The sequence below is a fragment of the Pseudomonas sp. G2-4 genome (genome assembly GCF_030064125.1).
In the GTDB taxonomy this organism is placed as follows: domain Bacteria; phylum Pseudomonadota; class Gammaproteobacteria; order Pseudomonadales; family Pseudomonadaceae; genus Aquipseudomonas.
The window spans coordinates 3,985,061-4,008,993 of the sequence record NZ_CP125957.1 but is presented as its reverse complement, the minus strand read 5'-3'; the positions used below and the strand labels follow the sequence as shown (position 1 = coordinate 4,008,993).

Annotated in this window: 21 protein-coding genes; 11 read left to right on the top strand and 10 right to left on the bottom strand. The window is 61.7% G+C overall.

The features are described 5' to 3' along the window. Positions 1–67 precede the first annotated feature (67 nt). The gene (locus QNH97_RS17455; RefSeq protein WP_283553128.1) at positions 68–1,111 is read left to right on the top strand and encodes a GlxA family transcriptional regulator; all 1,044 of its coding nucleotides are present in this window, start codon (positions 68–70) and stop codon (positions 1,109–1,111) included. 59 nt (positions 1,112–1,170) lie between these two features. On the opposite strand, the gene QNH97_RS17450 is transcribed toward QNH97_RS17455, so the two are convergent. The 3 genes from QNH97_RS17450 to QNH97_RS17440 form a co-directional block, all read right to left on the bottom strand. Beyond that, positions 1,171–1,377, bottom strand: a complete 207-nt coding sequence (locus QNH97_RS17450; protein ID WP_283553127.1) for a hypothetical protein — start codon at positions 1,375–1,377, stop codon at positions 1,171–1,173. Positions 1,378–1,598: 221 nt separating this feature from the next. After that, the gene (locus QNH97_RS17445) at positions 1,599–2,000 is read right to left on the bottom strand and encodes a hypothetical protein (protein WP_283553126.1); all 402 of its coding nucleotides are present in this window, start codon (positions 1,998–2,000) and stop codon (positions 1,599–1,601) included. Between the two features lie 306 nt (positions 2,001–2,306). After that, positions 2,307–3,029 carry a pirin family protein gene (locus tag QNH97_RS17440; protein ID WP_283553125.1) on the bottom strand — a complete coding sequence of 241 codons (723 nt, stop codon included), beginning with the start codon at positions 3,027–3,029 and terminating at the stop codon, positions 2,307–2,309. 370 nt (positions 3,030–3,399) lie between these two features. On the opposite strand from QNH97_RS17440, the gene QNH97_RS17435 reads away from it, so the two are divergent. After that, complete coding sequence (locus QNH97_RS17435; RefSeq protein WP_283553124.1) at positions 3,400–4,350, top strand: GlxA family transcriptional regulator; 951 nt, start codon at positions 3,400–3,402, stop codon at positions 4,348–4,350. Positions 4,351–4,532: 182 nt separating this feature from the next. Next, the gene (locus QNH97_RS17430; protein ID WP_283553123.1) at positions 4,533–6,020 is read left to right on the top strand and encodes an ATP-binding protein; all 1,488 of its coding nucleotides are present in this window, start codon (positions 4,533–4,535) and stop codon (positions 6,018–6,020) included. Here QNH97_RS17430 and QNH97_RS17425 read toward each other — a convergent pair. Further along, positions 5,967–8,771, bottom strand: a complete 2,805-nt coding sequence (locus QNH97_RS17425; RefSeq protein ID WP_283553122.1) for an ATP-binding protein — start codon at positions 8,769–8,771, stop codon at positions 5,967–5,969. The genes QNH97_RS17430 and QNH97_RS17425 overlap by 54 nt on opposite strands. Positions 8,772–9,128: 357 nt before the next feature. Here QNH97_RS17425 and QNH97_RS17420 point away from each other — a divergent pair, with 357 nt between their 5' ends. The 7 genes from QNH97_RS17420 (at position 9,129) to QNH97_RS17390 (ending at position 15,989) form a co-directional block, all read left to right on the top strand. Further along, entirely contained in the window at positions 9,129–9,950 is an 822-nt protein-coding gene (locus QNH97_RS17420; RefSeq protein WP_283553121.1) for an alpha/beta fold hydrolase, read from the top strand. Positions 9,951–10,080: 130 nt separating this feature from the next. Further along, a complete protein-coding gene (locus QNH97_RS17415; protein WP_283553120.1) occupies positions 10,081–11,028 on the top strand; it encodes a LysR substrate-binding domain-containing protein in 948 nt (315 codons plus the stop codon). Continuing rightward, on the top strand, positions 11,025–11,438 hold the full coding sequence (locus QNH97_RS17410; RefSeq protein ID WP_283553119.1) for a DoxX family protein: 414 nt from the start codon (positions 11,025–11,027) through the stop codon (positions 11,436–11,438). Before QNH97_RS17415 ends, QNH97_RS17410 begins: the two co-directional genes overlap by 4 nt. Beyond that, entirely contained in the window at positions 11,431–12,066 is a 636-nt protein-coding gene (locus QNH97_RS17405) for an antibiotic biosynthesis monooxygenase (RefSeq protein WP_283553118.1), read from the top strand. The genes QNH97_RS17410 and QNH97_RS17405 overlap by 8 nt, the downstream gene beginning before the upstream one ends. A 167-nt stretch (positions 12,067–12,233) precedes the next feature. Then, positions 12,234–14,072, top strand: coding sequence for an amidohydrolase (locus QNH97_RS17400; protein ID WP_283553117.1), 1,839 nt, complete (start codon positions 12,234–12,236; stop codon positions 14,070–14,072). A 139-nt stretch (positions 14,073–14,211) separates the two neighbouring features. After that, the gene (gene ycaC, locus QNH97_RS17395) at positions 14,212–14,841 is read left to right on the top strand and encodes an isochorismate family cysteine hydrolase YcaC (protein WP_014337664.1); all 630 of its coding nucleotides are present in this window, start codon (positions 14,212–14,214) and stop codon (positions 14,839–14,841) included. A gap of 269 nt (positions 14,842–15,110) precedes the next feature. Beyond that, positions 15,111–15,989, top strand: coding sequence for a LysR family transcriptional regulator (locus QNH97_RS17390; RefSeq protein WP_283553116.1), 879 nt, complete (start codon positions 15,111–15,113; stop codon positions 15,987–15,989). Positions 15,990–16,045: 56 nt separating this feature from the next. Here QNH97_RS17390 and QNH97_RS17385 read toward each other — a convergent pair whose 3' ends face one another. Both QNH97_RS17385 and QNH97_RS17380 read right to left on the bottom strand, forming a co-directional pair. Next, entirely contained in the window at positions 16,046–16,522 is a 477-nt protein-coding gene (locus QNH97_RS17385) for a PA2171 family ribosome-binding persister protein (protein ID WP_283553115.1), read from the bottom strand. A 195-nt stretch (positions 16,523–16,717) separates the two neighbouring features. After that, a complete protein-coding gene (locus QNH97_RS17380; RefSeq protein ID WP_283553114.1) occupies positions 16,718–17,827 on the bottom strand; it encodes an NAD(P)/FAD-dependent oxidoreductase in 1,110 nt (369 codons plus the stop codon). Positions 17,828–18,140: 313 nt separating this feature from the next. Between QNH97_RS17380 and QNH97_RS17375 the strand changes: the two genes are divergently transcribed. Further along, positions 18,141–18,608, top strand: a complete 468-nt coding sequence (locus QNH97_RS17375; RefSeq protein ID WP_283553113.1) for a GNAT family N-acetyltransferase — start codon at positions 18,141–18,143, stop codon at positions 18,606–18,608. A gap of 123 nt (positions 18,609–18,731) precedes the next feature. Here QNH97_RS17375 and nuoN read toward each other — a convergent pair whose 3' ends face one another. From nuoN to nuoK, 4 genes are read right to left on the bottom strand one after another with little or no spacing between them, the layout of a single operon-like run. Then, the gene (gene nuoN, locus QNH97_RS17370; protein ID WP_283553112.1) at positions 18,732–20,195 is read right to left on the bottom strand and encodes an NADH-quinone oxidoreductase subunit NuoN; all 1,464 of its coding nucleotides are present in this window, start codon (positions 20,193–20,195) and stop codon (positions 18,732–18,734) included. A gap of 7 nt (positions 20,196–20,202) precedes the next feature. Continuing rightward, positions 20,203–21,735 (bottom strand): NADH-quinone oxidoreductase subunit M, encoded by a 1,533-nt coding sequence (gene nuoM / locus QNH97_RS17365; protein ID WP_283553111.1) that lies wholly within the window; start codon positions 21,733–21,735, stop codon positions 20,203–20,205. Between the two features lie 39 nt (positions 21,736–21,774). Beyond that, positions 21,775–23,628 (bottom strand): NADH-quinone oxidoreductase subunit L, encoded by a 1,854-nt coding sequence (gene nuoL / locus QNH97_RS17360; protein WP_283553110.1) that lies wholly within the window; start codon positions 23,626–23,628, stop codon positions 21,775–21,777. Next, positions 23,625–23,933, bottom strand: coding sequence for an NADH-quinone oxidoreductase subunit NuoK (nuoK, locus tag QNH97_RS17355; protein WP_041073214.1), 309 nt, complete (start codon positions 23,931–23,933; stop codon positions 23,625–23,627). Before nuoK ends, nuoL begins: the two co-directional genes overlap by 4 nt.

Below are 23,933 nucleotides of genomic sequence, written 5' to 3'. Positions count from 1 at the left end.
GTTGCCTTTTTCTCAAGGCGTCAGAGTCAGGCAAGTCCTGATCGTCTCCCTGTATCAACGAGGCCCTATGCCAAGCGCATTCGAGAGCGTACTTAAAAACAAGAACATGGCTTATCGGCCACTCGGGGCGCCACCTGCCGACCAGGTGCCGATCCGTGTCGCGTTTGTATTGATGGACAATTTTTCGATGATGTCCTTTACCGGCGCGGTGGACGCGCTGGTCACCGCCAACCTGATGAGCGACATGCCCCTCTACGAGGTGTTGACGGTGGGGGCGTCGGGGTGTCAGGTGACGAGTGACCTGGGGATCGTCATCTCCGCCGATATCGAGCTGGCGCAATTGCCGGAAAACCAGGACGTCTTGATCGTCGCCGGGGGCTTTCGCGTGAAATTGCAAGGCCTGCCTTTGCTGCGGCGCAAGCTACGCGCCAATGCTGCGTCCGGGGCGATAGTGGGTGGCCTGTGGAACGGTGTCTTTTTTGTCGCCGATGCCAACCTGCTCGATGGTTTTGAATGCGCCGTCCACCCGGAAAGCCGCGCCATGATGACGGAGATGTTTCCCCTCGTGAAGGTGTCCAGCCGGGCCTATGTCATTGACCGGGAGCGGGTCAGTTGTGCTGGCGCGAACAGTTCGCTGCGCATGATGCTCCAGTTGATCAGCAAGACGGGAGGGCAGGCGCTGGTGGGCGCCATCGAGGAGATTCTTCGGTGCGATGAGTCAGGCGATGATGCAACGGACCTGCCGCCGGTCTTCGTCGAGACGGACCCGACGCTGCCGGAAAGTCTCAAGCTGGCTCTGGAGCTGATGTGGCAAAACGTCGAGGAACCCTTGACCATCGATGAGCTGGCAGCCTGCGTGAAGATTTCCAAGCGACAGTTGGAACGGCGGTTCTGCAGCTTTCTCGGGGCGACTCCCACGCGTTATTACCTGGAGTTGCGCCTGACGCGTGCGCGCCAACTCATCCAGCAAACCAATCGTTCCGTGACGGAAATCGCCGTGGCGACGGGCTTCGTCAGCTCGCCGCACTTTCAGCGTCGTTTCCGGGATTTTTTCGGCGTTCCGCCGGGCAGCTACCGTTCCAAGCTTGAGCGAAAGCAAGCGTTGCGCTGAAGTGGTGGTTTAACGGGTTTGCTGGGCAGCAAACGCAGCCAAGCGGCCCGATCCCTCGATCAGGTCGCACGAACCCTTTGGATCATGTACAGAACGATACAGCCGGTGGCACACATCCAGATAATCGAACCGGTAGCGGCTACGATCAATGTGAGGTCGGAGTCTTGTTCGATCATGGCCGGCACCGCATAGCCGAACCAAAGCAGTGAGACCAGAACGTAAACCAGCAGCGACATCAGAAACTCGAAGATCTTTTTTGCGTGCATGAATCTTCCCCACCCGCCAAAGGGAGACGGGCATTTCAGGTGATCGGGTCAGGTTGCCTTTTTCTGTCTGCGCAGAAATAAAGGGTCTTGCAGTATTGGGTGGCGGGTCGTCGCAAAGCGCGCGCCATCCAATACGAAGACATCCATGTCAGAGCATTTTGCCCTGTAGTGACTTTCGCAGCGGGTGCGAAAGATAACGCCGCAGACTAGCGGCGTCGGAATCAGCTCTTGTCGTCGGGTTGTGCTTCAGCCGACAGTTCATCGGGCTGCGAGGCGGTCAAGGTGGAGCCATTACAGAGGACTTTCCCCACTTCGTCGGCTACCGTACCCTCGACAATTCGCCCCTGCATCTCATCAAACTTGACGTTTTCCAGATCCTCGACGCTGCTGTACATGCCCATGTGACGGACATGGCGTTTGGCGCAATCGAGTTCCAGTCTTGTGTAGCTGGTGAAGTAAGAGCCTGTTCTTCGTACGGTGGCCTGAATGGCGGAGCCACTTTCTGCAAACGAGACGATGGCATATTCGGCATCCGAATCGTCGTAGTTATATTTGATTTTCTGCACGTCCGCTGTGGCGCCGCACGCTACGAAAAGTACCGCAAACGATATGACCGTTTTCATGCATTCTTCCATGAATAAACTGAAGCTAAGAGAGGCAGTGGCAAAGTGAGATCATTTTGCTCGGCTTGTAACACTGAGTCAACAATTCAGCCGGACGGTTGAGCATTATTAGTCAAAAAACCACCTTGTGAATTGAACTTTATAGACGACTTTGGCTCGCACGCAACCAGAGTGCTCACAACTAGCCGATCAACGGGCGGGCGGTGTGTTGCCGTACGAGATGTAGCGGGTGATCCGGGTTGCTGGAGAGCAAAAAAACCGATGCCCCTACAGGCATCGGTTTTTCAGGGGGGCGGGATCCTGGCCTCATGGCATTTGCGGCAGTTCCTGCGGCCGCAGATCAAACACCAGCACCTCGGCATCCTGGCCGTTGCTCAGCGTCAATGCCTGCTCTTCGCGCACTCGCACACCGTCACCTTCCTGTAGTGGCACACCATTAAGCTCGACACTGCCTCGGGCCACATGCACGTAGGCATAACGATCGGGTGCCAGGGGCAGGGTGGCGCTTTCTTGCCCATCGAACAGCCCGGCATAAACCCGCGCGTCCTGGCGCACCTGCAGCGAGCCCTCGGTGCCGTCCGGGGAAATGATCAATTGCAGGCGCCCGCGTTTTTGTTCGGCGCTGAAGTGCTCTTGCTGATAGCGCGGCGTGGCGCCACTGACGTTGGGCACGATCCAGATTTGCAGGAAGTGCACCAACTCGTCGGCGCTGTGATTGAACTCACTGTGGGCCACGCCGCTACCGGCACTCATCAATTGCACATCGCCCGGACGAATGACCGAGCCGGTGCCCAGGGTGTCCTTATGCTCCAGCGCGCCTTCGAGCACATAGGAGAAAATCTCCATGTCCCGATGAGGGTGCTGGCCGAAGCCCTTGGCGGCCGCGACCCGGTCGTCGTTGATGACCAACAGGTCGGAGAAGCCCTGTTCATTGACGTTGCGGTAGCTGGCGAAAGAAAACGTATGGAACGAGGTCAGCCAGCCGTGGCGAGCGATACCGCGGTCCGAAGCTTTGCGAAGGGTCAGCATGGTAGTTCTCCTGGTTCAGTGGGGGACGGCTGTGGCCGTTCGCCGGGTTCAGAAGAAGGTTAATGGTTGTCGAACCATTCAATAAGCAGGTGAAAAACGAAAGACTGTCCGTTTTGAGTAGACAATGCTCAAATGTCACCAGCAGGCGCTTCGTTTCGCCATAATGCAAGGGATGACTGATGCCCTCAATTAAACGACGACCCCTGTGGGAGCGAGCTTGCTCGCGATAGCGTCCGTTCAGCTTGCTTCAATGTCGTTTGACACTCCGCTATCGCGAGCAAGCTCGCTCCCACGGGGTTTCATTCCAGGGTTTGAGTTGGCGAACATCAGGCTTCGCTGCGCTCACCTGGATTTTTTGGTGTATGCCCCAATGAAAACCGTTGCAATGGTGTTGTTCCCGGATTTTTTGCTGCTCGACATGGCCGGGCCGCTTGAAGTGTTTTCCATCGCCAATCGCTATCTCGAGCCGGACCATCGTTATCACCTGCTGACCCTGGGTACCGAGCGCGGCGCGTTGCGGGCGTCCAATGGCGTGATGGTGCAGGCCGATATTCATATCGACCAGGCCTGGGCGGCCTATGACGTATTGCTGGTGCCGGGCGGGCCGGGGGCCTACAACGATCAACACCCGGGCCTGCACACATGGCTGCGAGCGGCGGCACAACGGGCCACACGCTACGGCTCCATTTGTACCGGGGCCTTTGTGCTCGGTGAGGCTGGATTGCTCGACGGTTACCGCGTCACCACCCACTGGCATTACACCGAACGCCTGGTCCGGCGTTTCCCCAAGGCACGGGTGGAAACCGACAAGATCTTCCTGCAGGACCGGCGCCTGATCACCTCCGGCGGCGTCACCGCCGGTATCGACCTGGCGCTGTCCATCGTCGCGCAAGACCACGGCCGCAAAGTCGCGTTGGATGTGGCCAAGGTTCTGCTGGTGGTGATGAAACGCCAGGGCGGGCAGGCGCAGTTCAGTCCGTTGGTGGCGGCGGTGGCGGCGCAGGAGACGGCCATTACCCGGGTGCAGAATCATGTGATGGAGCATCTGGAGGAACCCTTCACCATTGAACGCATGGCGGCGCTGGCGGCCATGAGTTCGCGGCATTTTGCCCGGGTCTTCGCCCGTGAGGTGAAAATGACACCCATGGAGTTCCTGCAAGGCGCGCGCATCGACCGGGCCCGCCAGTTGCTGGAAACCACTGACCTGCCCCTCAAGACCGTGGCATTTCGCAGTGGCTTCGGCAGTGTGCGACACATGCGTTTCCTGTTCAGTGAAAAGCTCGGCCTGACCCCGGTGCAGTATCGCCAGCAGTTCAGTTGAGCCTTCGATGTCCGTCCAGGGCATCGAGATGTCCGTGACGCTCCCTGTGCCAGCATTGTCCTGCGGGCAGTGCCTGCCAAGATAACCGCGAACCCTCTGGAAAGGATGCGCAGGAGCCAGGGCAGACGCGTTCGCTGATCCGCAACGTCATGCTCGCCCGGTTAGCCGGCGCTGGATCGCCCATGAACAGTTTCGTCAAACCCGATACCGAGCCGGCGGTGGGCTTCGGTCCGTTTGCCTTTTACCGGCAGCAGCGGCTGGTCACCTGTGAGGGCAAACCGCTGGCGCTGGGCGGACGTGCCCTGGATATCCTTCAGGTACTGGTCGAGCAAGCCGGCACCTTCGTCAGCAAGCAAGCGCTGATCGCGCGCGTCTGGCCCGACAGCATCGTGGAAGACATCAACCTGCGAGTGCACATTGCTGCGCTGCGGCGGGCCTTCGGTGATGGGCGGGACGGCTGTCGCTACATCCTCAATCATCCCCGGCAGGGCTATTGCTTTGCTGCCCCCGTGGCCTTGGAGGCAGCTGTCGAACGGCGGGCCTCCCGATTGCCTGAGCGGCATAACCTGCCCGCCCGCCTGAGTCCGGTAATGGGGCGCGACAAAGTGCTGGGGCGGTTATTGGCCGAAGTGCCCCGACAACCCCTGACCACGGTGACCGGTCCAGGTGGTGTCGGCAAGAGCACCGTGGTGCTGCGGGTAGCGGAGTTGTTGCTGGAATATTTTGACGACGGTGCCTGGTTTTTTGACCTGTCTACCGTCAGCGACTCATCGCAGTTGTTGGCGCAGATCGCCCGCACGCTCGGCTTGCAAGATGAGCACCTGGACCGGCAACTGGCACCCCGTCGAATGCTGCTGGTGCTCGATGGCTGCGAACATGTGCTCGACGCCTGTCAGGCGCTGGCTCGGGCACTGCACTCGGCACCTGGGGTGTCGCTGTTGGTGAGTAGCCGCGAACCCTTGGGTATCGCGGATGAAAGCGTTGTGCAGTTGCAGGGCCTGGCGGTGGCGTCGGACCTTGCGCCTGCGCATCAGATCGCGGCGTGCCCGGCCGTGCAGTTGTTGATCGATCTGGTTGGTGCCCGCCAGCAAGGCTTCAAGCCGGATGAGCGCGACTGGGTCATCCTTGCCCAGATAGGCCAGCGCCTGGACGGGTTGCCGCTGGCATTGGAGCTGGCGGCAGCCCAGGTCGATGCGCTGGGCGTGGCTGGGGTGCTGGAGCAGCTGGATCATGGATTGTCGCTCTTGAGCCATGGACGACGCACGGCGGTGGCCCGCCACCGAAGCCTGGAGGCCTCGCTGGATTGGAGTTTCCAGCGCTTGAGTACTGACGAGCAAGCGGTGCTGCAGCGCCTGGCGGTGTTCGATGAACCCTTTACCCTCAAGGCGGTGATGGCCGTGATCAGTTGCGCCGAGCTGGGTATCGGGCAATTGCCCTGGTTGTTGTCACGGCTGGTGAGCCAATCGCTGGTGGTGGTCGAGCAGCGCGCGGACGGCGTTCGGTTTCACTTGCTCCACACCACCCGCGCCTATGTCCTGGAAAAGTTGCGGCGCACTGGTCAGTGGCAGACGCTCCATCGGCGTTATGTGCTGCAAGAGGCCTGGGGGCCGTGCCGCTCAGTGCCCGAGTTGTTGACTCAGCGTTTGCAGCAGCGCGTTGGCTTGCTGTAGGTCGGGGGTGTCGAATCCTTCGGTGAAACGTCGATAGACCGGCCCAAGCAGGTCCCGTGCGGCGAGGTCCTGGCCCCGGCGTTTCCATAGTCGGGCCAGGGACATGGCGCTGCGCAGTTCCCAGGCCAGGGCATTGTGATGCCGGGCCACGGCCAGTGCATTTAGCAACTGCTCTTCGGCGCGGCCCTCAAGGGACGGGTCGTTTTGTGCCAGCCAGGTTTCGGCGCCGGCCCGCAGGACCTCCGCTGTGCACCAGCCCGCGGCGCCACTGCGCGCGCGCTCAAGTTGCGCCGGGCTGACGCAGTCGGCCCGTAGGGTGACAACGATATCCTGAATCAGCCCGTTGGTCCGGCTTGCCGCCAAGGGAGCGCCATCGAGTGCGCACTCGTAGTGGCAGGCCCAATCATGGAAAAGCATCACCGAATGCTTCCTGGCCTGTTGCTTCAACAGTTCAAGCCTTTCCCGGGCAACTGAGTGGTCGCCGTTGTAGAGGGCGATTACACAACCGGTGATTGCCAGGGTGTAGCAGATCGAGATGCCATGGTTGATCTGCATGGCAATCTGCAGTGCGAGGTTGGCGGTGCGCCGGGCTTTTTCGGCAAAGCCTTGCAGCCAGAGGATGCGCGCCAGAACCGTCAGCGCGGCCACGCTCTGATCGTATTGCACGCCGAAGCCTTGGGTGAAGCGGCTGAGATGACCGCTCTGGGCCAGGCGCTGGATCACCTGTTCGGCATCGCGCCGGGCTGCGCGCTGATCGCCGCTGAAATGCAACGCCAGCACTCGCAGGCGTTGGGTGCTCAAGGCGAGATTCGGATCTCCATGCAGGCCCAGGCGGTCGAAATCCTGACTTTGCTCCAGCGCCTCCTGATAGTGGCCGAGACTGAGGTTGACGGTCATGCGCCCCGACACCGCCCGCAGTTCGCTGGTCAGGTCCTGGCATTGCTGCGCCAGATGCCGGGCCTTGACGAAGGCGCGGACAGTCGCCGGCGTACCACCCTCGGTGTGGTAATTGAAACTGGCGTGGGCCAGTTCCAGGGCGAGGGTCAACCTTGGGCAGGGCGAGGGGCTGGCGTGTATGAGTTTCAGCGCTTTGCTGACGTAAAGCCCGTGCTCCTTGAGCAGCGACAGTTCTTGCCAAAGGGGCAGGGTGCGGGCGGTCAGGCGGATCGCTACCGCGTGGGAGCCCTGCGGGCCCAACCCCCGATCGAGCGCCGCACGGATGTCATCGCGATAGGCGGCGTAGCGGGCGATCCACAGCCGTGCGGGCGTGTTCCCCCAGTCCTTTTCGGCCTGTTCCATCAGTGTCAGGCAACGCTCGGCGTGGCGCTCCTGGCTGGCTGCCGTTTCCCCGGCCTCGGCCAGTTTCTCCATGGCATGGCTGCGGGTGGTATCCAGCAGGCGGTAGCGCACCTCTTCATCGCCGATCTCTACGTTGAGCAATGACTTGGCGACCAACTGGCTGACCGACACCAGCACCTGGTCGGGCGCTACGTGCTGGCCGACGATCACTGCCGCGGCCGATACCAGGTTGAAACTGCCCATGAACACCGCCAGTCGCCGCAGGCAGGTCTGCTCGCAAGGGGTGAGCAACGCGAAGCTCCAGTCCAGCGTAGCGCGCAGGGTTTGCTGGCGTGGAGCGGCGTCGCTGTCGTTGTGGAGAAGGGTGATACTGTCTTGCAATTGTCGGTGAAGTTCCTCCAGCCCGAAGCGGCCGATTTGAGCAGCGGCCAGCTCGATGGCCAGGGGAATGCCGTCCAGCCGCTGGCAAATATCGATCACCAATGGCACCTGTGGGTCGGTCAGCTCGAAGTCGTCATGGCTGGCCATCGCCCGTTCGGCGAACAGTTGCAATGCCGGGTATTCCACGGCGGGATAACCCTCGCTGGGCATCTCACGCGGCGGAAACGCCAGGGCATCCAGGCGCTGCACATGCTCGCCTTCGGCACGCAAGCTTTCGCGGCTGGTGGCCAGGACATGCAGGTGAGGGGCGCCGCGCAACAGGGTTTCGCAGAGTACGGCGACGGTATCGATCAGGTGCTCGCAGTTGTCGATCACCATCAACAGATGCCGCGCCTTGAGCTGTCGGGCGATGTTCTCTGGTGAGTCGCCGTCCTGCAACGGCAGGTCCAGCAGCGCACACAGGTTGGGGGCAATCATGGCCGGATCGTTGAGCGCTGCCAGGTCCAGCAGATAGGTGCCGTCGCGGTAGTGGCCGATCAACTGTTCGGCGACTCGCAGGGCGACGGTGGTCTTGCCGATGCCACCAGTACCCACCAGCGTGATAAAGCGTTTTCGCGGCAGCTGGGCCACCAACGTTTCTACCAGGGCCTGGCGACCGATCATTCGCGTGCGTCGCAACGGCAGATTGTGGGCCAGAGACGGATGAGGGATGCGCGCCAGTTCTTCGAGGGGTTCGAGCGACACCGGCGCGACAAAACTGTAGCCACGTTGCGCCACGGTGACGATGTAGCGCTGGCCAGCCTGACCATCTCCCAGGGCCTTGCGCAGGGCCGCGACGTGCACCCGCAGGTTGGTGTCTTCCACGACGCTCGTGGGCCAGACGCGGGCGATCAGTTGCTGTTTGCTCACCACCTGCCCGGCGTGTTCGAGCAATACCAGCAGAATCTCTACCGCCCGCCGTCCCAGGCGCAACGGTTGCCCGGCCTCCAGCACCAGGCGCTGGCGAGGATGAACTCGGTAAGGGCCGAAATGCACGGTCTGTTCGACGGGCAGGTTGAGGTAATGGCTCATGTTGCTCTCAGTATTCTGGTGCGGGTGCTGGGCGGTACCCGAGCATATTCGTCAGGTTTTGCGTCAAGCGCAACGGCGGGGCTTCCCCGTTACCTTCCAAACACAGAACCCCTGTGGCGAGGGAGCTTGCTCCCGCTGGGCCGCGAAGCGGCCCCCAAAGCCCAACCCTACTAAACCTGACACACCCGGATGTCAGTCCTGGGACTGCTGCGCAGTCCAGCGGGAGCAAGCTCCCTCGCCACAAAAGCGGAGTTTTTTAACACTCCAGTCCCCAAAAAATTAACAACGTTTAACTCACGCAGACACCCCCCGTGGCCGGACCATAAAGGCATCCACCCCCCCTCAAGGAGTCATGTCATGAGCACCTTCATCACCCGCGACGGCACCGAGATTTACTACAAGGATTGGGGCAGTGGCCAGCCGGTGGTTTTCAGCCACGGCTGGCCGTTGAACTCGGACAGTTGGGAGGCGCAGATGATGTTCCTGGCCTCCAACGGTTACCGGGTGATCGCCCATGATCGCCGTGGACACGGGCGCTCCAGCCAGCCGTGGGACGGCAATGACATGGACACCTACGCCGATGACCTGGCCGAGCTGATCGAGCGGCTGGACTTGAAGGACGCGGTGTTGCTCGGCTTCTCCACCGGTGGGGGCGAGGTGGCGCGCTACATCGGCCGCCATGGCGCCGCTCGAGTCGCCAAGCTTGGCCTGATTTCGGCGGTGACGCCGCTGATGGTCAGGACTCCGGCCAACCCTGGCGGCTTGCCCATCGAAGTATTCGACGGTTTTCGCCAGGCCTCCCTGGCCGACCGTTCTCAGCTATACAAAGATGTGGCCAGCGCGTTTTTCGGCGCCAACCGGCCGGGTGCCAAGGTCTCCCAAGGCATGATCGACTGGTTCTGGATGCAGGGCATGCTCGCCGGCCACAAGAACACCTACGACTGCATCAAAGCGTTCTCGGAGACCGATCTTTCCGAAGACCTGCGCAACATCGACGTGCCGACCCTCGTGGTCCATGGCGATGACGACCAAGTGGTCCCCATCGAAACAGCTGGCATCGCCGCCGCCAAGTTGCTGAAGAACTCGCAGTTGCTGGTGTACCCGGGCGCGCCACACGGCCTGACGGATACCCACAAGGACCGGTTGAACGCCGACCTGCTGGCGTTCATCCAGGGTTGATCAAGCACTCACCTGTGGGAGCGAGCTTGCTCGCGAAAGCGGTGGGTCAGCTGGCACTTATGTCGACTGTGCCACCGCTTCACGAGCAGGCTCGCTCCCACAGGATCGGTATTCGATAGGACCCATACCCATGAATCGCAATGACTTGCGCCGCCTCGATATGAACCTGCTGGTGATCTTCGAGGCACTGATGTTCGAGAAAAACCTGACCCGCGTCGCCGAAAAACTGTTCATGGGCCAGCCGGCGGTGAGCGCAGCGCTGGGGCGGCTGCGGGATCTGTTCGATGATCCGCTGCTGATCCGTCACGGTCGCGGCATGGAGCCGACTCCGCGGGCCCTGGCGATCCTGCAAGAGCTGCAACCGGCCATGGACACGATTTCCGGCGCGGTCAGCCGGGCCAAGGCGTTTGATCCGTCCACCAGTTGCGACGTGTTTCGCATCGGTTTGTCCGACGATGCCGAGTTCGGCCTGTTTCCACCGCTGCTGACCCAACTGCGCGAAGAAGCGCCGGGCATCATCGTGGTGGTGCGCCGGGCCAATTTCCTGCTGATGTCGTCGCTGTTGGCCAGCGGTGAAATCAGTGTCGGTGTCAGCTACACCACCGATCTGCCGGCCAATGCCAAGCGCAAGAAACTGCGAGATATCCCCTGCAAGGTCTTGCGCGGCGACAAGCGCCCGGGGCCGTTGACCCTGGACGAATACTGCGCGCGGCCCCACTCCATGGTCTCGTTCTCCGGCGACTTGAGCGGCAACATCGACCTGGACCTGGCCCGCATTGGCCGGGCCCGCAAAGTGGTGCTGGCGGTGCCGCAATTCAGCGGACTACGGGCCTTGCTGGCGGGTACCGAACTGATCGCCACCGTGCCCGACTACGCCGCCTGCGCGTTGGTGGAAGGCTGTGCGTTGCGCGCCGAGGATCCGCCGTTCGAGATCAATGCCGCCGAGTTGTCGATGGTCTGGAGCGGCGTGCATGACAACGACCCGGCCGAGCGCTGGTTGCGCTCGCGCATTGCCACCCACATGTCCCAACCGTTGCCGGCGGCCGCCTCGGCGGACCCCGACGGAGTGCACCGATGAACATGTCTGACGAACGTTCCCTGCAGGACCTGGGCTTGTTGTTCCTGCGCCTGAGCGGCGCGCTGTTTTTGCTCTGGGTCCATGGGTTGCCGAAGCTGTTGCACTACAGCGTTGAGCTGACGCGCATCGAAGACCCGTTTCACCTCGGCGCGGCGCCGACCCTGATCCTGGCGATTTTCGCCGAGGTGCTGTGCCCGCTGCTGATCATGGCCGGTGTCCTGGTGCGCCTGGCGTGTCTGCCCATCCTGTTTCTGCTGGCCGTGGCGCTGCTGGTGGTGCACCCGCAGTGGAGCCTGGAAGAAGGGCAGTTCGGTTGGTTGCTGCTGATCATATTTACCAGCGTATTCATGGCCGGGCCTGGACGCCTGGCGATGAACACGCGTTTTGTTGGAGTGCTTCGCCATGTCTGAATCTCAAGCCATTGAATCCCCCGCGAGCCCGGCCAAACCCGGCTTCGACGAAATCGTCACCCTGGTGGTCAAGCACCGGATCAAGGCCGGCCAGGACGCGGCGTACGAGGCCTGGCTGCGGCGCATCGTGCGGGTGGCCGGTCAGTGGCCGGGACACCTGGGCGTAGACGTAGTCCGTGGCAAGCGGGGCGGATTGTCGCTGTTCACCTGCGTGCTGCGCTTCTGTTCCACCGAAGCCATGCAACGCTGGCTGGACTCGCCCGAACGCCGTGAACTGGTGGAGGAAGCCACGCCCTTGCTGGCCGACGGCGACCAGACCGAAGTCGCGCCGCACAAGGAGTTCTGGTTCGCCCCGCTGGCCGATGCCTCGACGCCTCCGCCGCGTTGGAAGCAGGCGGTGGTGACGCTGCTGGTGATCCTGCCGCACACCTTGCTGGTGCCGCTGATCTGGGGGCCGTTGCTGCAGCTCAATGGGTTTCTTTCCAACTACGTGGTGGCGACGTTCCTGATCACCCTGACCATCGTGCTCTCGGTGGTGTACGTGTTCATGCCGCTGGCGACCCGATTGTTCGCACCCTGGATGGAAGCTTCGAAGGCCCACGAACACCTGGAGCCCGAGCATCGCTGAGCGATTGTGACAAGCGCTGTTGTGGCGAGGGAGCTTGCTCCCGCTGGGCTGCGAAGCGGCCCAAAAAGAGCGGCCGCTACGCGCCCGAGCGGGAGCAAGCTCCCTCGCCACACACGGACTGTATTTACTCTTGATGTGTCCGCACATCCATCGTCAAAGGAAATCCGATGAACGCCGATCTGATTCTATTCAATGGTCAATTCCATACCGTCGACCGTGAGAAACCCCGCGCCAGCGCGGTAGCCATCAGCCAAGGCAAGTTCATTGCCGTGGGCACCGACGCCGAGGCCATGGCCCTGCGCGGCAGCGGCACCCAGGTCATCGACCTCAAGGGCCGCACCGTCATCCCTGGACTCAACGACTCGCACTTGCACCTGATCCGTGGGGGCCTGAACTACAACTTGGAACTGCGTTGGGAAGGTGTGCCGTCCCTGGCCGATGCCTTGCGCATGCTCAAGGATCAGGCTGATCGCACGCCGACGCCGCAATGGGTGCGCGTGGTGGGCGGCTGGAACGAATTCCAGTTCGCCGAAAAACGCATGCCGACTCTGGAAGAACTTAACCAGGCGGCTCCCGATACGCCGGTATTCGTGTTGCACCTGTATGACCGTGCCTTGCTCAATCGCGCCGCGCTGCGGGTGGCCGGCTACACCCGTGACACACCGAACCCGCCGGGTGGCGAGATCGTGCGCGACAGCAAGGGCGAGCCCACCGGCATGCTGGTGGCGCGGCCTAACGCGATGATCCTGTACTCGACGCTGGCCAAGGGGCCGAAGCTGCCGCTGGAATACCAGGTCAACTCCACACGCCAGTTCATGCGTGAACTCAATCGCCTGGGGCTGACCAGCGCCATCGACGCCGGCGGCGGCTTCCAGAATTATCCGGACGATTACGCGGTGATCGAGCAACTGGCCCGGGAAGAGCAGTTGACGGTGCGCATCGCCTACAACCTGTTCACCCAAAAGCCCAAGGAAGAACTCAGCGACTTCAAGAACTGGACCGGCAGCGTCAAGCTGCACCAGGGCGATGACTTCCTGCGGCACAACGGCGCCGGTGAAATGCTGGTGTTCTCGGCAGCGGATTTCGAAGACTTCCTCGAGCCGCGCCCAGACCTGCCGCCCGGCATGGAGCAGGACCTGGAACCGGTGGTCCGCCATCTGGTGGAGCAGCGCTGGCCGTTCCGCCTGCACGCCACCTATGACGAGTCCATCAGCCGCATGCTCGATGTGTTCGAGAAGGTCAACCGCGACATCCCGTTCAACGGCCTGCCGTGGTTCTTCGACCACGCCGAAACCATCACGCCGAAGAACATCGAGCGGGTCCGGGCGCTGGGCGGTGGTATCGCGATCCAGGACCGTATGGCGTTTCAGGGTGAATATTTCGTCGATCGCTACGGTGCCAAGGCCGCCGAAGCCACGCCGCCGATCAAGCGCATGCTGGCCGAAGGCGTGCCGGTGGGCGCCGGTACCGATGCCACCCGTGTATCGAGCTACAACCCCTGGACCTCGTTGTACTGGATGGTCAGCGGCCGCACGGTCGGCGGCCTCTCATTGCACGAAGAAGGTCTGCCGCGCCTGACCGCCCTGGAACTGTTCACCCATGGCAGTGCCTGGTTCTCCTCGGAGCAGGGCAAGAAGGGCCAGATCAAGGTCGGTCAACTGGCGGACCTGGCGGCCCTGAGCGCGGACTTCTTCAGCGTCGAGGAAGAAGCCATCAAGTGGATCGAGTCCGTGCTGACGGTAGTCGACGGCAAGGTGGTGTACGCCGCCGGTGACTTCGAAAAGCTTGGGCCGGCCAGTGTCCCGGTGCTGCCGGACTGGTCGCCGGTGGTCAAGGTCCCGGGCCACTGGCGCCCGACCTCACCGTTGCAAGCGCAGGTCCACCAGTGCAGCGGTCCTTGCACGGTGCATTCCCATAGCCATGAACGCGCGCGCCTGTCGAACGTTCCGGTCAGCGATTTCCAAGGCTTCTGGGGCGCGTTTGGCTGCTCCTGCTTTGCCTTTTAACGAACACACAACCCCCTCTGTGGGAGCGAGCCTGCTCGCGAAGACGTCGGATCCTCCGGCATCGCCGCAAGCTGATACACCGCTTTCGCGAGCAGGCTCGCTCCCACAGGTTTTAGCATCCATCCAAAGGAGTCATCCCATGAGCAACGTTCCCGCCTACAACCGCCTGAACAAGGACGACGCGGTGGTCCTGCTGGTCGATCACCAGACCGGCCTGATTTCCCTGGTCCAGGACTTCTCGCCCAACGAGTTCAAGAACAACGTGTTGGCCCTGGCCGACCTGGCGAAGTTTTTCGAGTTGCCTACCATCCTGACCACCAGCTTCGAACAGGGCCCTAACGGCCCGATCGTGCCGGAACTCAAGGAAATGTTCCCGGACGCGCCGTACATCCCACGTCCAGGCCAGATCAATGCCTGGGACAACGAAGACTTCGTCAAGGCGATCAAGGCCACCGGCCGTAAGCAGTTGATCATTGCCGGCGTGGTGACCGATGTCTGCGTGGCGTTTCCGACTCTGTCGGCGCTGGCTGAAGGTTTCGATGTATTCGTCGTCACCGATGCCTCGGGTACGTTCAACGAAACCGTGCAGCAGGCCGCCTGGGTACGGATGACCGCTGCCGGCGCGCAAATGATGAACTGGTTCTCGGTGGCCTGTGAGCTGCACCGCGACTGGCGCAACGACATCGAAGGCCTGGGCAACCTGCTGTCCCAGCGCATTCCGAACTACCGCAACCTGATGAACAGCTACTCGGCGCTGACGGCCAAGTAAGTTTAAGGGTTGCTGCTGGATGACGCCCGCCTTGTGCGGGCGTTTTTGTGCCTGGCATCAATTTCTCGGCAAGCTGAACCGCCGTCATCGCGAGCAAGCTCGCTCCCACAGTGTTATCGAGTGTTCTCGGAACCTATGTCCACCACAAAACCCTTGTGGGAGCGAGCTTGCTCGCGATGACGGCAGCACATGCGACACCTTCCCAATCTGTCTCCCCCCGACCACAATGCCCAATAGAAGATCCCTGACTGTCCACCCGCGGAATGACAATGAACCCCTTCGAAGAAATGCGCATCTTTGCCCAGGTCATGGAGTCGGGCAGTTTCACCGCTGCGGCGGACAAGTTGGGGCTGTCCAAGCAGTTCGTCAGCCGCAAGCTCATGGAACTGGAGCAGCGCCTTGGGGTGCGTCTGCTCAATCGCTCGACGCGGCGGCTGGACGTTACGCCTTTGGGCCAGCGTTACTACGAGGCGGCGCTACGCCTGCTCAGCGAAATCGAGCAAGTGGAGCAGGGCATCAGCGGCCAGACCAGCGAGCCTCGCGGGACCATTCGCCTCAGCGCGCCGCTGTCGTTCGCGGTAGCGCATCTGGGCAGCCTCTTGCCGGTTTTTCTGCAGCGCTATCCGGGTGTCAGCGTGGAGGTGGACCTGAGCGACCGTTCGGTGGATCTGCTGGGGGAGGGCTACGACCTGGCGCTGCGGATCGGCATGCTGGAGGATTCAACCTTGATCGCCCGGCGCATTGCGACCATCGAGCGGGTGTACTGCGCCAGCCCGGCTTACCTGGCACAACGTGGCACGCCCGCGCGGCCTGAAGACCTGCGCCAGCATGACTGCCTGCCCTATGGTCACAGCCGTCAGGTCCAGTGGCGATTCGGTGGGCCCGGCAAATCCGTGACCCTGGAGGTGGCGGGCCGCATGCGCGCCAATAACGGTGATTTGCTCAGGGACGCGGCCATCGCCGGCATGGGCATCACCTACCTGCCGACATTCATCCTTGGCGATGCCTTGAAGGACGGACGGTTGATCAAGGTATTGGAGGGTTTCGAAACCGAGCCGCTCGCGCTGTCGGCGGTGTACCCGCAACATCGACAAAGCGCTCGCCCGGTACAGGCGCTGGTGGAGTTCTTGCGCGAACAGATGCAATAACGAGCCGTGACGCTTTCAGCCGCCATTTGGCGGCTGAAAGCATCCACAGCAAGGGATCAGGCGGCGAGGTTGGCGCTGCTCAATTCTTTTTTGTACTGCGCTTTCATGGTTTCCATTTCTTCACCCAGGGCATCCAGTTTCGCTTTGCCCAGCAGTTTCTTCGCGTGGGGGAACATTTCCTTTTCTTCTTCTTCGATGTGGTGCTCCAGCAGCTCCTTGACCACTTTCACGCGACCGGCAAATTCTGGCTGGGATGGGTCGGTGGTTTTCAGGTCCGGCAGCACCAGCGAGTCGACGGTGCGGTGCTCTTCCTTGGCTTCGAAATACATCTCGGCCTCATCCTTGCCCCCCGCCTGCTTGAACGCTGGGTAAAGAATTTCTTCCTCAAGGCGGGTATGGATAGAGATTTCCATTTCCAGTTTTGCCAACAGGTCGGTGCGTTTCTTGAGGGCGCGGTCGGTGGACTCGCTCAACTGGGTCAAGATGGCCTTGACGCGTTCATGGTCGGCTTTCAACAGGTCGATGGCGTTCATAAGTAGCTCCTGGCAATTCACGGTTACGGGCCGGCTTCAAGCGCCAACGCCGCGTGTCAGGTAAATTGCATCAGCCGTGCCAGCCGAAGCGTGTTTAAAAACCCTTTAAAAACAATTGGTTGAATTAACTGCGTTTTTCATGTTCGTGCAAGCTGCAAGAGGGTGGGAAAAATGTATTGCACTTTGCGCTGATGGCTAAGCGCTTTCGATCAGTTGCCGGACTCGCGTCGCAATCGCCAGGCACGAGGTCAGCCCAGGCGACTCAATTGCGAACAGATTGATCAATCCCGGCACCTGATGCTCGGCTCTACCGCTGAAAAGAAAGTCGCGGGCGGGTTCGCCGGGAGCGGAGATTTTCGGGCGGATGCCGCTATAGGCCGGTTGCAGGCTCTGGTCCGGCAGGCCTGGCCAGTAATTGCGAATCGCCGAGTAGAAGGCTTCGGCCCGTGCCGGATCGACTCGATAGTCTTCACCCTCGACCCATTCAATGTCAGGACCGAAACGCGCCTGGCCCGCCAGGTCCAAGGTCATGTGGATGCCCAGGCCGGCGGCTTGCGGGGCGGGATAAACCAGATGCCGGAACGGCGCGCGTCCGGCCAGGCTGAAGTAGTTGCCCTTGCACAAGTAATCAGGGGGCACCGATTGCGGCGCCAGGCCTTCGATGCGGCGGGCGAGGGCGGGCGCCTGGAGGCCGGCGGCGTTTATCAGTTGGCGGCAGGACAAGCTCATCTGCGCCGTGCCACCCAATTCCAGCAGGAAGCCATCGGCGGTGACACGAGCACTCAACAGCGGGGTGCAAAACGCGACGTTCGCCCCGGCCGCTTCGGCATCGCCCTGCAAGGCCAGCATCAAGGCGTGGGAATCGACGATACCGGTGGAAGGCGAATACAACGCGCCGACACACGCCAGGGCCGGCTCCAGGTCCAACGCCTGTTTTTGATCGAGCAGGCGCAAATCGTCCACGCCATTCGTCAAACCGCGTTCCAACAAGGCTTCAAGCGCGGCCACCTGGGCCTGGTCCTTGGCGACGATCAACTTGCCAAGCCGGCGGGTCGCGACGCCGTGGCTCTCACAATAGTCGTACAGCCGGCGCCGGCCTTCGACGCACAATTGCGCCTTGAGGCTGCCCTGTGGGTAATAGATGCCAGCGTGGATGACTTCCGAGTTGCGCGAGCTGATGCCCATGCCGATGGCGTCGCCGGCTTCGATCAGCAGCACTTCGTGACCGGCCCGGGCCATCTCTCGCGCCACGGCGAGCCCAACGACGCCAGCGCCTACGACGACGCATTCAAAATCGACGTTCAACCTTGTCTCTCCTCCCGGGCCTGCAAGTTAGCCGATCACAAGGATAGCCCTACATTTGGACGTCATGCAGTCTGGATAGAATCCACGCTGCCCACTGCTCAAAGCCGCTTCGAAATTGACTTGTCCGGCCATCCACAGCACTATCCACCCATGATTTACATACGTCGAATGAACATGCTGTGTTCCTCTATGACCGCCTCTGGCGGGCCATGAGGTCATGCGTGCTTAGAATTTGACGTGTTACCCCAAGCCCCGCCAGAGATGGACGGGGCTTTTTTAGTTCTCCGTCCGAACATGGCTGACGGAGACTGAAATGTTCGAGATTAGACGAGCCGACCACAGTGATTCCCAGACAGCATTCGACATTCGCCTTCTAGCGATACGGCATCAATGCATCAACGCCTACACCGAGACGCAGCTATTGGCCTGGACGGCTGGTGCGGCCTCAGATGGCTATTACACACTGATGGAGAAGCACTTCTATCTGGGCTGTATCGACGGAGAGCCGGTGGCAACAGGAATGCTTGACCTGGAGAACAGCGAAATCGGCGCGATCTTTGTGCATCCTGATTTTATGCAGCGGGGTATCGGCAGGAGAGTCCTGGACCACCTTGAGTCCCTGGCGCGAGAATTGGGCCTGGAGGAAGTCAAGCTTGATGCAACTTTGAATGCGGCTGACTTTTACCGACGCTACGGTTTCGTGGGCGAGGAGCCTGCGATTTACCATTCCCCTTCGGGTCTTCAACTGGCATGTGTCCCTATGGTAAAGGGGCTTTTATAGCGCAGGTTTGATTTGATCTCTCAGGAACTTGCGGTCACGGGTTTTTGAAAATCCATCATCCCTCAAACGCAAAAACGGCACCGAAGGTGCCGTTTATGTTTTCTGCGATCTACCGCTACACGATCAACCCGTCAGGCCAGCCTGCTGGACCAAGGTCAGCAACGGCTGCGGGTACACACCAAGGAAGAACGCCAACACGGCGATGGCCAGCAGCATCACGCCGCCTGCCTTCTGTTCCCAGTGCAGCTCGGCATCGTGGCGCCGCAGGTTCGGTTCCATCAGGTACAGGGTGACCATCACGCGCAGGTAGTAGAACACGCCGATAGCACTGCCCAGCACCAGGGAGCCGACCAGCCACCATTGGTGAGCCTCGACGCCAGTGGCGATGATGTAGAACTTGCCGATGAAGCCGGCGGTCAGCGGGATGCCGGCCAGGGACAGCATCATCACGGTCAGCACGGCGGTCAGGTACGGACGGCGCCAGAACAGGCCGCGGTATTCGTACAGGGCGTCGGCGTCGCGGCCGTTGTACGGCGAGGACATCAGGGTGATCACGCCGAAGGCGCCGAGGTTGGTGATCACGTAGGTGACCAGGTACACGCCGATGGCTTCCACGGCCAGGCCCTTGCTGGCGATCAGGGCGATCAGCAGGTAACCGAAGTGGGCGATGGACGAGTAACCCAGCAGACGCTTGAGGTTGCTCTGGGTCAGCGCCAGCAGGTTACCGAACAGGATCGACGCAATGGCGATGATGGTCAGTACGTTGCTCAGCACACCGCTGCTGGCCACTGGCGAGATCTGGAACAGACGCACCATCACTGCGAACACCGCCACTTTCGACGCGGTGGCCAGGAACGCCGCCACGGGCGCCGGGGCGCCTTCGTAGACGTCCGGGGTCCACAGGTGGAAGGGCACCAGCGACAGCTTGAACGACAGGCCGATCAACATCATGCCCAGGCCCAGTTGCGCGATCGGGCTAGGTAGCCCGGTGGCCGCCAGGGCCTGGCCGATGCCGACGAAACTCAGGGTGCCGGCTTCGGCGTAGAGCAGGGCCATGCCGAACAACAGGAACGCGGAACCGGCCGCCGACAGCACCATGTACTTGATGCCGGCTTCCAGGGAGCGCTTGTTGAAGAAGGCGTAGGCCACCAGGCCATAGACCGGCACCGACAGCAGTTCCAGGCCGATGAACAGGCTGGCCAGGTGCTGCGCGCTGACCAGGACCAGGCCACCGGCGGCGGCCATCAGGATCAGCAGGTACAGTTCTTCGCGGTTGCCCGGGTAACCCGAACCGCCATCGCCGAGGTAGGCGTGGGCGAGGGTGACACAGGCCAGGGTGGCGACCAGGATCAACGCCATGTAGAGGCAGGCGAAGCTGTCGATTTGTATCAACGGCGTGACTGCCAGTGGCGCGACTTTCAGGGCCGGCAGGATCGACAGCAGGGCCAGGTTCAGCCCCGCCACCGACAGCAGGAAGGTCTGTGAGTGATTACGCCGCCAGGCGATCGCCAGCATCACCACGATGATCGTGGCGCTGGTGATCAACAGCGGCGCAAGCGCGATAAAGTGTTGAATCGTAAATTCCATAGCGCTCTTACCGGGCCGAAGCGAGTTGAGAGAAGGCGGTGCCGAGCCACTGCTGCACGCCATGCATCGTGGCGGCAGATGTGTCGAGGAACGGTTGCGGGAAAACGCCGAGGTAAACCAGCAGCACCGCAAGGCCGAGCACCATGATCAGTTCGCGACCGTCCATGCCGCGCAGCGCTTCGTCCGACTTGGACGGGCCGAAGTAGGCGCGGTGGATCATGATCAGCGAGTAGACCGAACCGAACACCAGGCCGGAGGTGGCGATGGCGGTGATCCACGGTGCACTGACGAACGAGCCGATCAGGATCAGGAACTCTCCGACGAAGTTGCCCGTGCCCGGCAGGCCCAGGGAGGCAGCCGCGAAGAACAGGCTGATGGCCGGCAGGTAGGCGATGCGCGACCACAGGCCACCCATCTCACGCATGTCCCGGGTGTGCAGGCGCTCGTACAACTGGCCGCTGAGGATAAACAGCGCCGCCGCCGACAGACCGTGTGCCAGCATCTGGATTACCGCGCCTTGCAAGGCCAACTGGCTGCCGGAGTAGATCCCGATCAGCACGAAGCCCATGTGCGAAACGCTGGAGAATGCGATCAGGCGCTTGATGTCGGTCTGGGCGAACGCCAGGAACGCCCCGTAGAAAATCCCGATCAGGCCCAGGGTCATGGCAATCGGCGCGAACTCCGCCGAGGCATTGGGGAACAGCGGCAGGGCAAAGCGCAGCAGGCCATAGGCTGCGGTCTTCAGCAGGATACCCGCCAAGTCCACGGAACCAGCGGTTGGCGCCTGGGCGTGGGCATCCGGCAGCCAGGAGTGGAACGGCACCACCGGCAGCTTCACCGCGAAGGCGATGAAGAAGCCCAGCATCAGCACGTACTCGGTGGTCTTGGACATCTGCACTTTCAACAGGTCGGCGTAGTTGAAGGTAATCACGCCGGTGTTGTTGAAGTTGACCAGCACCAGCCCAAGGATCGCCACCAACATGATCAGGCCAGAGGCCTGGGTGAAGATGAAGAACTTGGTCGCCGCGTAGATCCGGGTTTTCTTGCCGTCCGAAGAACTGTGACCCCAGAGCGCGATGAGGAAGTACATCGGCACCAGCATCATTTCCCAGAAGAAGAAGAACATGAACAGGTCCAGCGCCAGGAACACGCCGATCACGCCGCCCAGGATCCACATCAGGTTCAGGTGGAAGAAGCCGACGTGACGCTGGATCTCTTTCCAGGAGCAGAGTACCGAAAGGATACCCAGCAGGCCGGTCAGCAGGATCATCAGCAGCGACAGGCCGTCGAGGGCCAGGTGCACGCTGATGCCGAAGCGTTCGATCCAGATGTGCTTGAATTCAAGCGCCCAGGTTGGATCGGCGCCAGGGGCCGGAGCAAATGAATAGTCGCCGGTCGCCCACAGCCAGAGGCCGAGCGCGAGTTCCAGGGACATGGTCAGCAGCGCAATCCAGCGCGGGAGCGTGGAGCTGGAGCGCTCCGCGATCCAGCACAGCAGGCCGCCGATGAAGGGGATCAGGATTAGCCAGGGCAGAATCATGACGGGCTCGTTTCCTTTCGCAAGTTCGCAAGGTTCATATCAGACCGCTACCAGCACGATGGCGCCGATAACCAGCACGGCGCCAGCCGCCATGGAAGCCGCATACCAACGCAATTGACCGGTCTCGGTACGGCTCAGGGCGGTGTGGCCGCCCTTGGCCATGCGCGGGATCAGGCCAATGGTCTGGTCGAGCGGGTCTTTGCGCAGAATGTGGCTGATCGCAAGGTATGGCTTGACGAACAGTTTGTCGTAGATCCAGTCGAAGCCCCAGGCGGCGAACCACCAGGTCGAAAGGAATCGCCCGATACCACTGTTGGCGATGGCCGTGACGAAACGGCGCTTGCCCAGGAACAGCAGGGCAGCCAGCAGGATACCCGCCAGGGCGATGGCGCCCGAGGCGATCTCCAGGCTGTGCTTGGCTTCGCCGCCGGCATGGCCGACGCTTTGGGGCAGCACATCGGCCAGCGGCGGGGTGATCATGGCGCCGACGAAGGTCGACAGCACGATCAGCACCGACAGCGGCAGCCAATGGGCAATGCCGTGGCCGGCGTGGGCTTCGGTCTTGGCTTCACCGTGGAACGCGATGAAGATCAGGCGGAAGGTGTACAGCGAGGTCATGAATGCCCCCACCAGGCCGGCATAGAGCAGGCCTTGGTTACCGCTGGCGAACGCTTCCCAGAGGATCTCGTCCTTGGAGTAGAAACCGGCGGTGACCAGTGGCAGGGCCGCGAGGGCCGCGCCGCCGACGATGAAGCTGGTGTAGGCCAGCGGCAGCTTCTTCCAAAGGCCGCCCATCTTGAAGATGTTCTGCTCGTGGTGGCAGGCAACGATCACCGCACCGGAGGCAAGGAACAGCAGGGCCTTGAAGAAGGCGTGGGTCATCAGGTGGAAGATCGCGCCTTCCCAGGCACCGACGCCCAGGGCCAGGAACATGTAGCCGATCTGGCTCATGGTCGAGTAGGCGAGGATGCGCTTGATGTCGGTCTGTACCAGCGCGGCAAAGCCGGCCAGCACCAGGGTCACGCCGCCGACGATGCCCACCAGGTGCAGGATGTCCGGCGCCAGGGCGAACAGGCCGTGGGTACGGGCGATCAGGTAGACGCCCGCGGTCACCATGGTCGCGGCGTGGATCAGTGCCGACACCGGGGTAGGGCCGGCCATCGCGTCCGCCAGCCAGGTTTGCAGCGGCAGTTGTGCGGATTTACCGACGGCACCACCGAGCAGCATCAGGGTGGCGAGGACAATCCAGAAGTCGCCGACCTTGAAGTGTTCCGGTGCCTTGACCAGCAGTTCCTGGATATTCAGCGTGCCCAGTTGCTGGAACAGGATGAACAGGCCGATGGCCATGAACACGTCGCCGATCCGGGTCACGATGAACGCCTTGAGCGCGGCGTTACCGTTGTTGCGGTTGCTGTAATAGAAACCGATCAACAGGTACGAGCACAGGCCCACGCCTTCCCAGCCGAAGTACAGGAACAACAGGTTATCGCCGAGCACCAGGAACAGCATGCTGGCGATGAACAGGTTGGTGTAGGCGAAGAAGCGCGAGTAACCGGCTTCACCGCGCATGTACCAGGAGGCGAACAGGTGGATCAGGAAACCCACGCCGACCACCACGCCGAGCATGGTGATGGACAGGCCGTCCAGGTACAGGGCGAAGTTCGGCGTGAAACCTTCCACCGCCATCCAGCGCCACAGCACCTGCACGTACACACCGCCTTCGGGCGGGGCGACGTTGAACTGCCAGATCACGTAGGCCGTGACGAGGGCGGACAGGCCAATGGAGCCCACGCCGACCAGCGCCGAAAGGTTTTCCGACCAGCGTCCGCGGGAGAACGACAGCAGCAGGAAACCGATGAGGGGAAATACGAAAGTCAGAAAGAGAAGGTTCATCCGCGCATCTCGCTGGCAGCGTCAATATCGAGAGTGTGGAAGCGGCGGTACAGCTGCAACAGAATCGCCAGGCCGATACTGGCCTCGGCGGCTGCCAGGCTGATCACCAGGATGAACATGATCTGTCCATCCGGCTGGGCCCAGCGAGCGCCCGCGACGATGAAGGCCAGGGCGGTGGCATTCATCATGACCTCCAGGCTCATCAGCACGAACAGAATGTTACGGCGGACCATCAGGCCGACCAGACCGAGGCAGAACAGGATGCCGGCAACCGCCAGACCATGCTCGAGAGGGATAGCAGGCAT

What these genes read in the sequence shown, in the direction of transcription:
- QNH97_RS17415 (WP_283553120.1), top strand. Translation starts at nt 10,081, where the DNA reads ATGAATCGCAATGACTTGCGCCGCCTCGATATGAACCTGCTGGTGATC.
- QNH97_RS17405 (WP_283553118.1), top strand. Translation starts at nt 11,431, where the DNA reads ATGTCTGAATCTCAAGCCATTGAATCCCCCGCGAGCCCGGCCAAACCC.
- nuoN (WP_283553112.1), bottom strand. Translation starts at nt 20,195, where the DNA reads ATGGAATTTACGATTCAACACTTTATCGCGCTTGCGCCGCTGTTGATC.
- QNH97_RS17420 (WP_283553121.1), top strand. Translation starts at nt 9,129, where the DNA reads ATGAGCACCTTCATCACCCGCGACGGCACCGAGATTTACTACAAGGAT.
- QNH97_RS17455 (WP_283553128.1), top strand. Translation starts at nt 68, where the DNA reads ATGCCAAGCGCATTCGAGAGCGTACTTAAAAACAAGAACATGGCTTAT.
- QNH97_RS17375 (WP_283553113.1), top strand. Translation starts at nt 18,141, where the DNA reads ATGTTCGAGATTAGACGAGCCGACCACAGTGATTCCCAGACAGCATTC.
- QNH97_RS17390 (WP_283553116.1), top strand. Translation starts at nt 15,111, where the DNA reads ATGAACCCCTTCGAAGAAATGCGCATCTTTGCCCAGGTCATGGAGTCG.
- QNH97_RS17440 (WP_283553125.1), bottom strand. Translation starts at nt 3,029, where the DNA reads ATGCTGACCCTTCGCAAAGCTTCGGACCGCGGTATCGCTCGCCACGGC.
- QNH97_RS17445 (WP_283553126.1), bottom strand. Translation starts at nt 2,000, where the DNA reads ATGAAAACGGTCATATCGTTTGCGGTACTTTTCGTAGCGTGCGGCGCC.
- QNH97_RS17410 (WP_283553119.1), top strand. Translation starts at nt 11,025, where the DNA reads ATGAACATGTCTGACGAACGTTCCCTGCAGGACCTGGGCTTGTTGTTC.
- nuoM (WP_283553111.1), bottom strand. Translation starts at nt 21,735, where the DNA reads ATGATTCTGCCCTGGCTAATCCTGATCCCCTTCATCGGCGGCCTGCTG.
- nuoL (WP_283553110.1), bottom strand. Translation starts at nt 23,628, where the DNA reads ATGAACCTTCTCTTTCTGACTTTCGTATTTCCCCTCATCGGTTTCCTG.
- QNH97_RS17385 (WP_283553115.1), bottom strand. Translation starts at nt 16,522, where the DNA reads ATGAACGCCATCGACCTGTTGAAAGCCGACCATGAACGCGTCAAGGCC.
- QNH97_RS17400 (WP_283553117.1), top strand. Translation starts at nt 12,234, where the DNA reads ATGAACGCCGATCTGATTCTATTCAATGGTCAATTCCATACCGTCGAC.
- QNH97_RS17430 (WP_283553123.1), top strand. Translation starts at nt 4,533, where the DNA reads ATGAACAGTTTCGTCAAACCCGATACCGAGCCGGCGGTGGGCTTCGGT.
- nuoK (WP_041073214.1), bottom strand. Translation starts at nt 23,933, where the DNA reads ATGCCTGCTATCCCTCTCGAGCATGGTCTGGCGGTTGCCGGCATCCTG.
- QNH97_RS17425 (WP_283553122.1), bottom strand. Translation starts at nt 8,771, where the DNA reads ATGAGCCATTACCTCAACCTGCCCGTCGAACAGACCGTGCATTTCGGC.
- QNH97_RS17450 (WP_283553127.1), bottom strand. Translation starts at nt 1,377, where the DNA reads ATGCACGCAAAAAAGATCTTCGAGTTTCTGATGTCGCTGCTGGTTTAC.
- QNH97_RS17435 (WP_283553124.1), top strand. Translation starts at nt 3,400, where the DNA reads ATGAAAACCGTTGCAATGGTGTTGTTCCCGGATTTTTTGCTGCTCGAC.
- ycaC (WP_014337664.1), top strand. Translation starts at nt 14,212, where the DNA reads ATGAGCAACGTTCCCGCCTACAACCGCCTGAACAAGGACGACGCGGTG.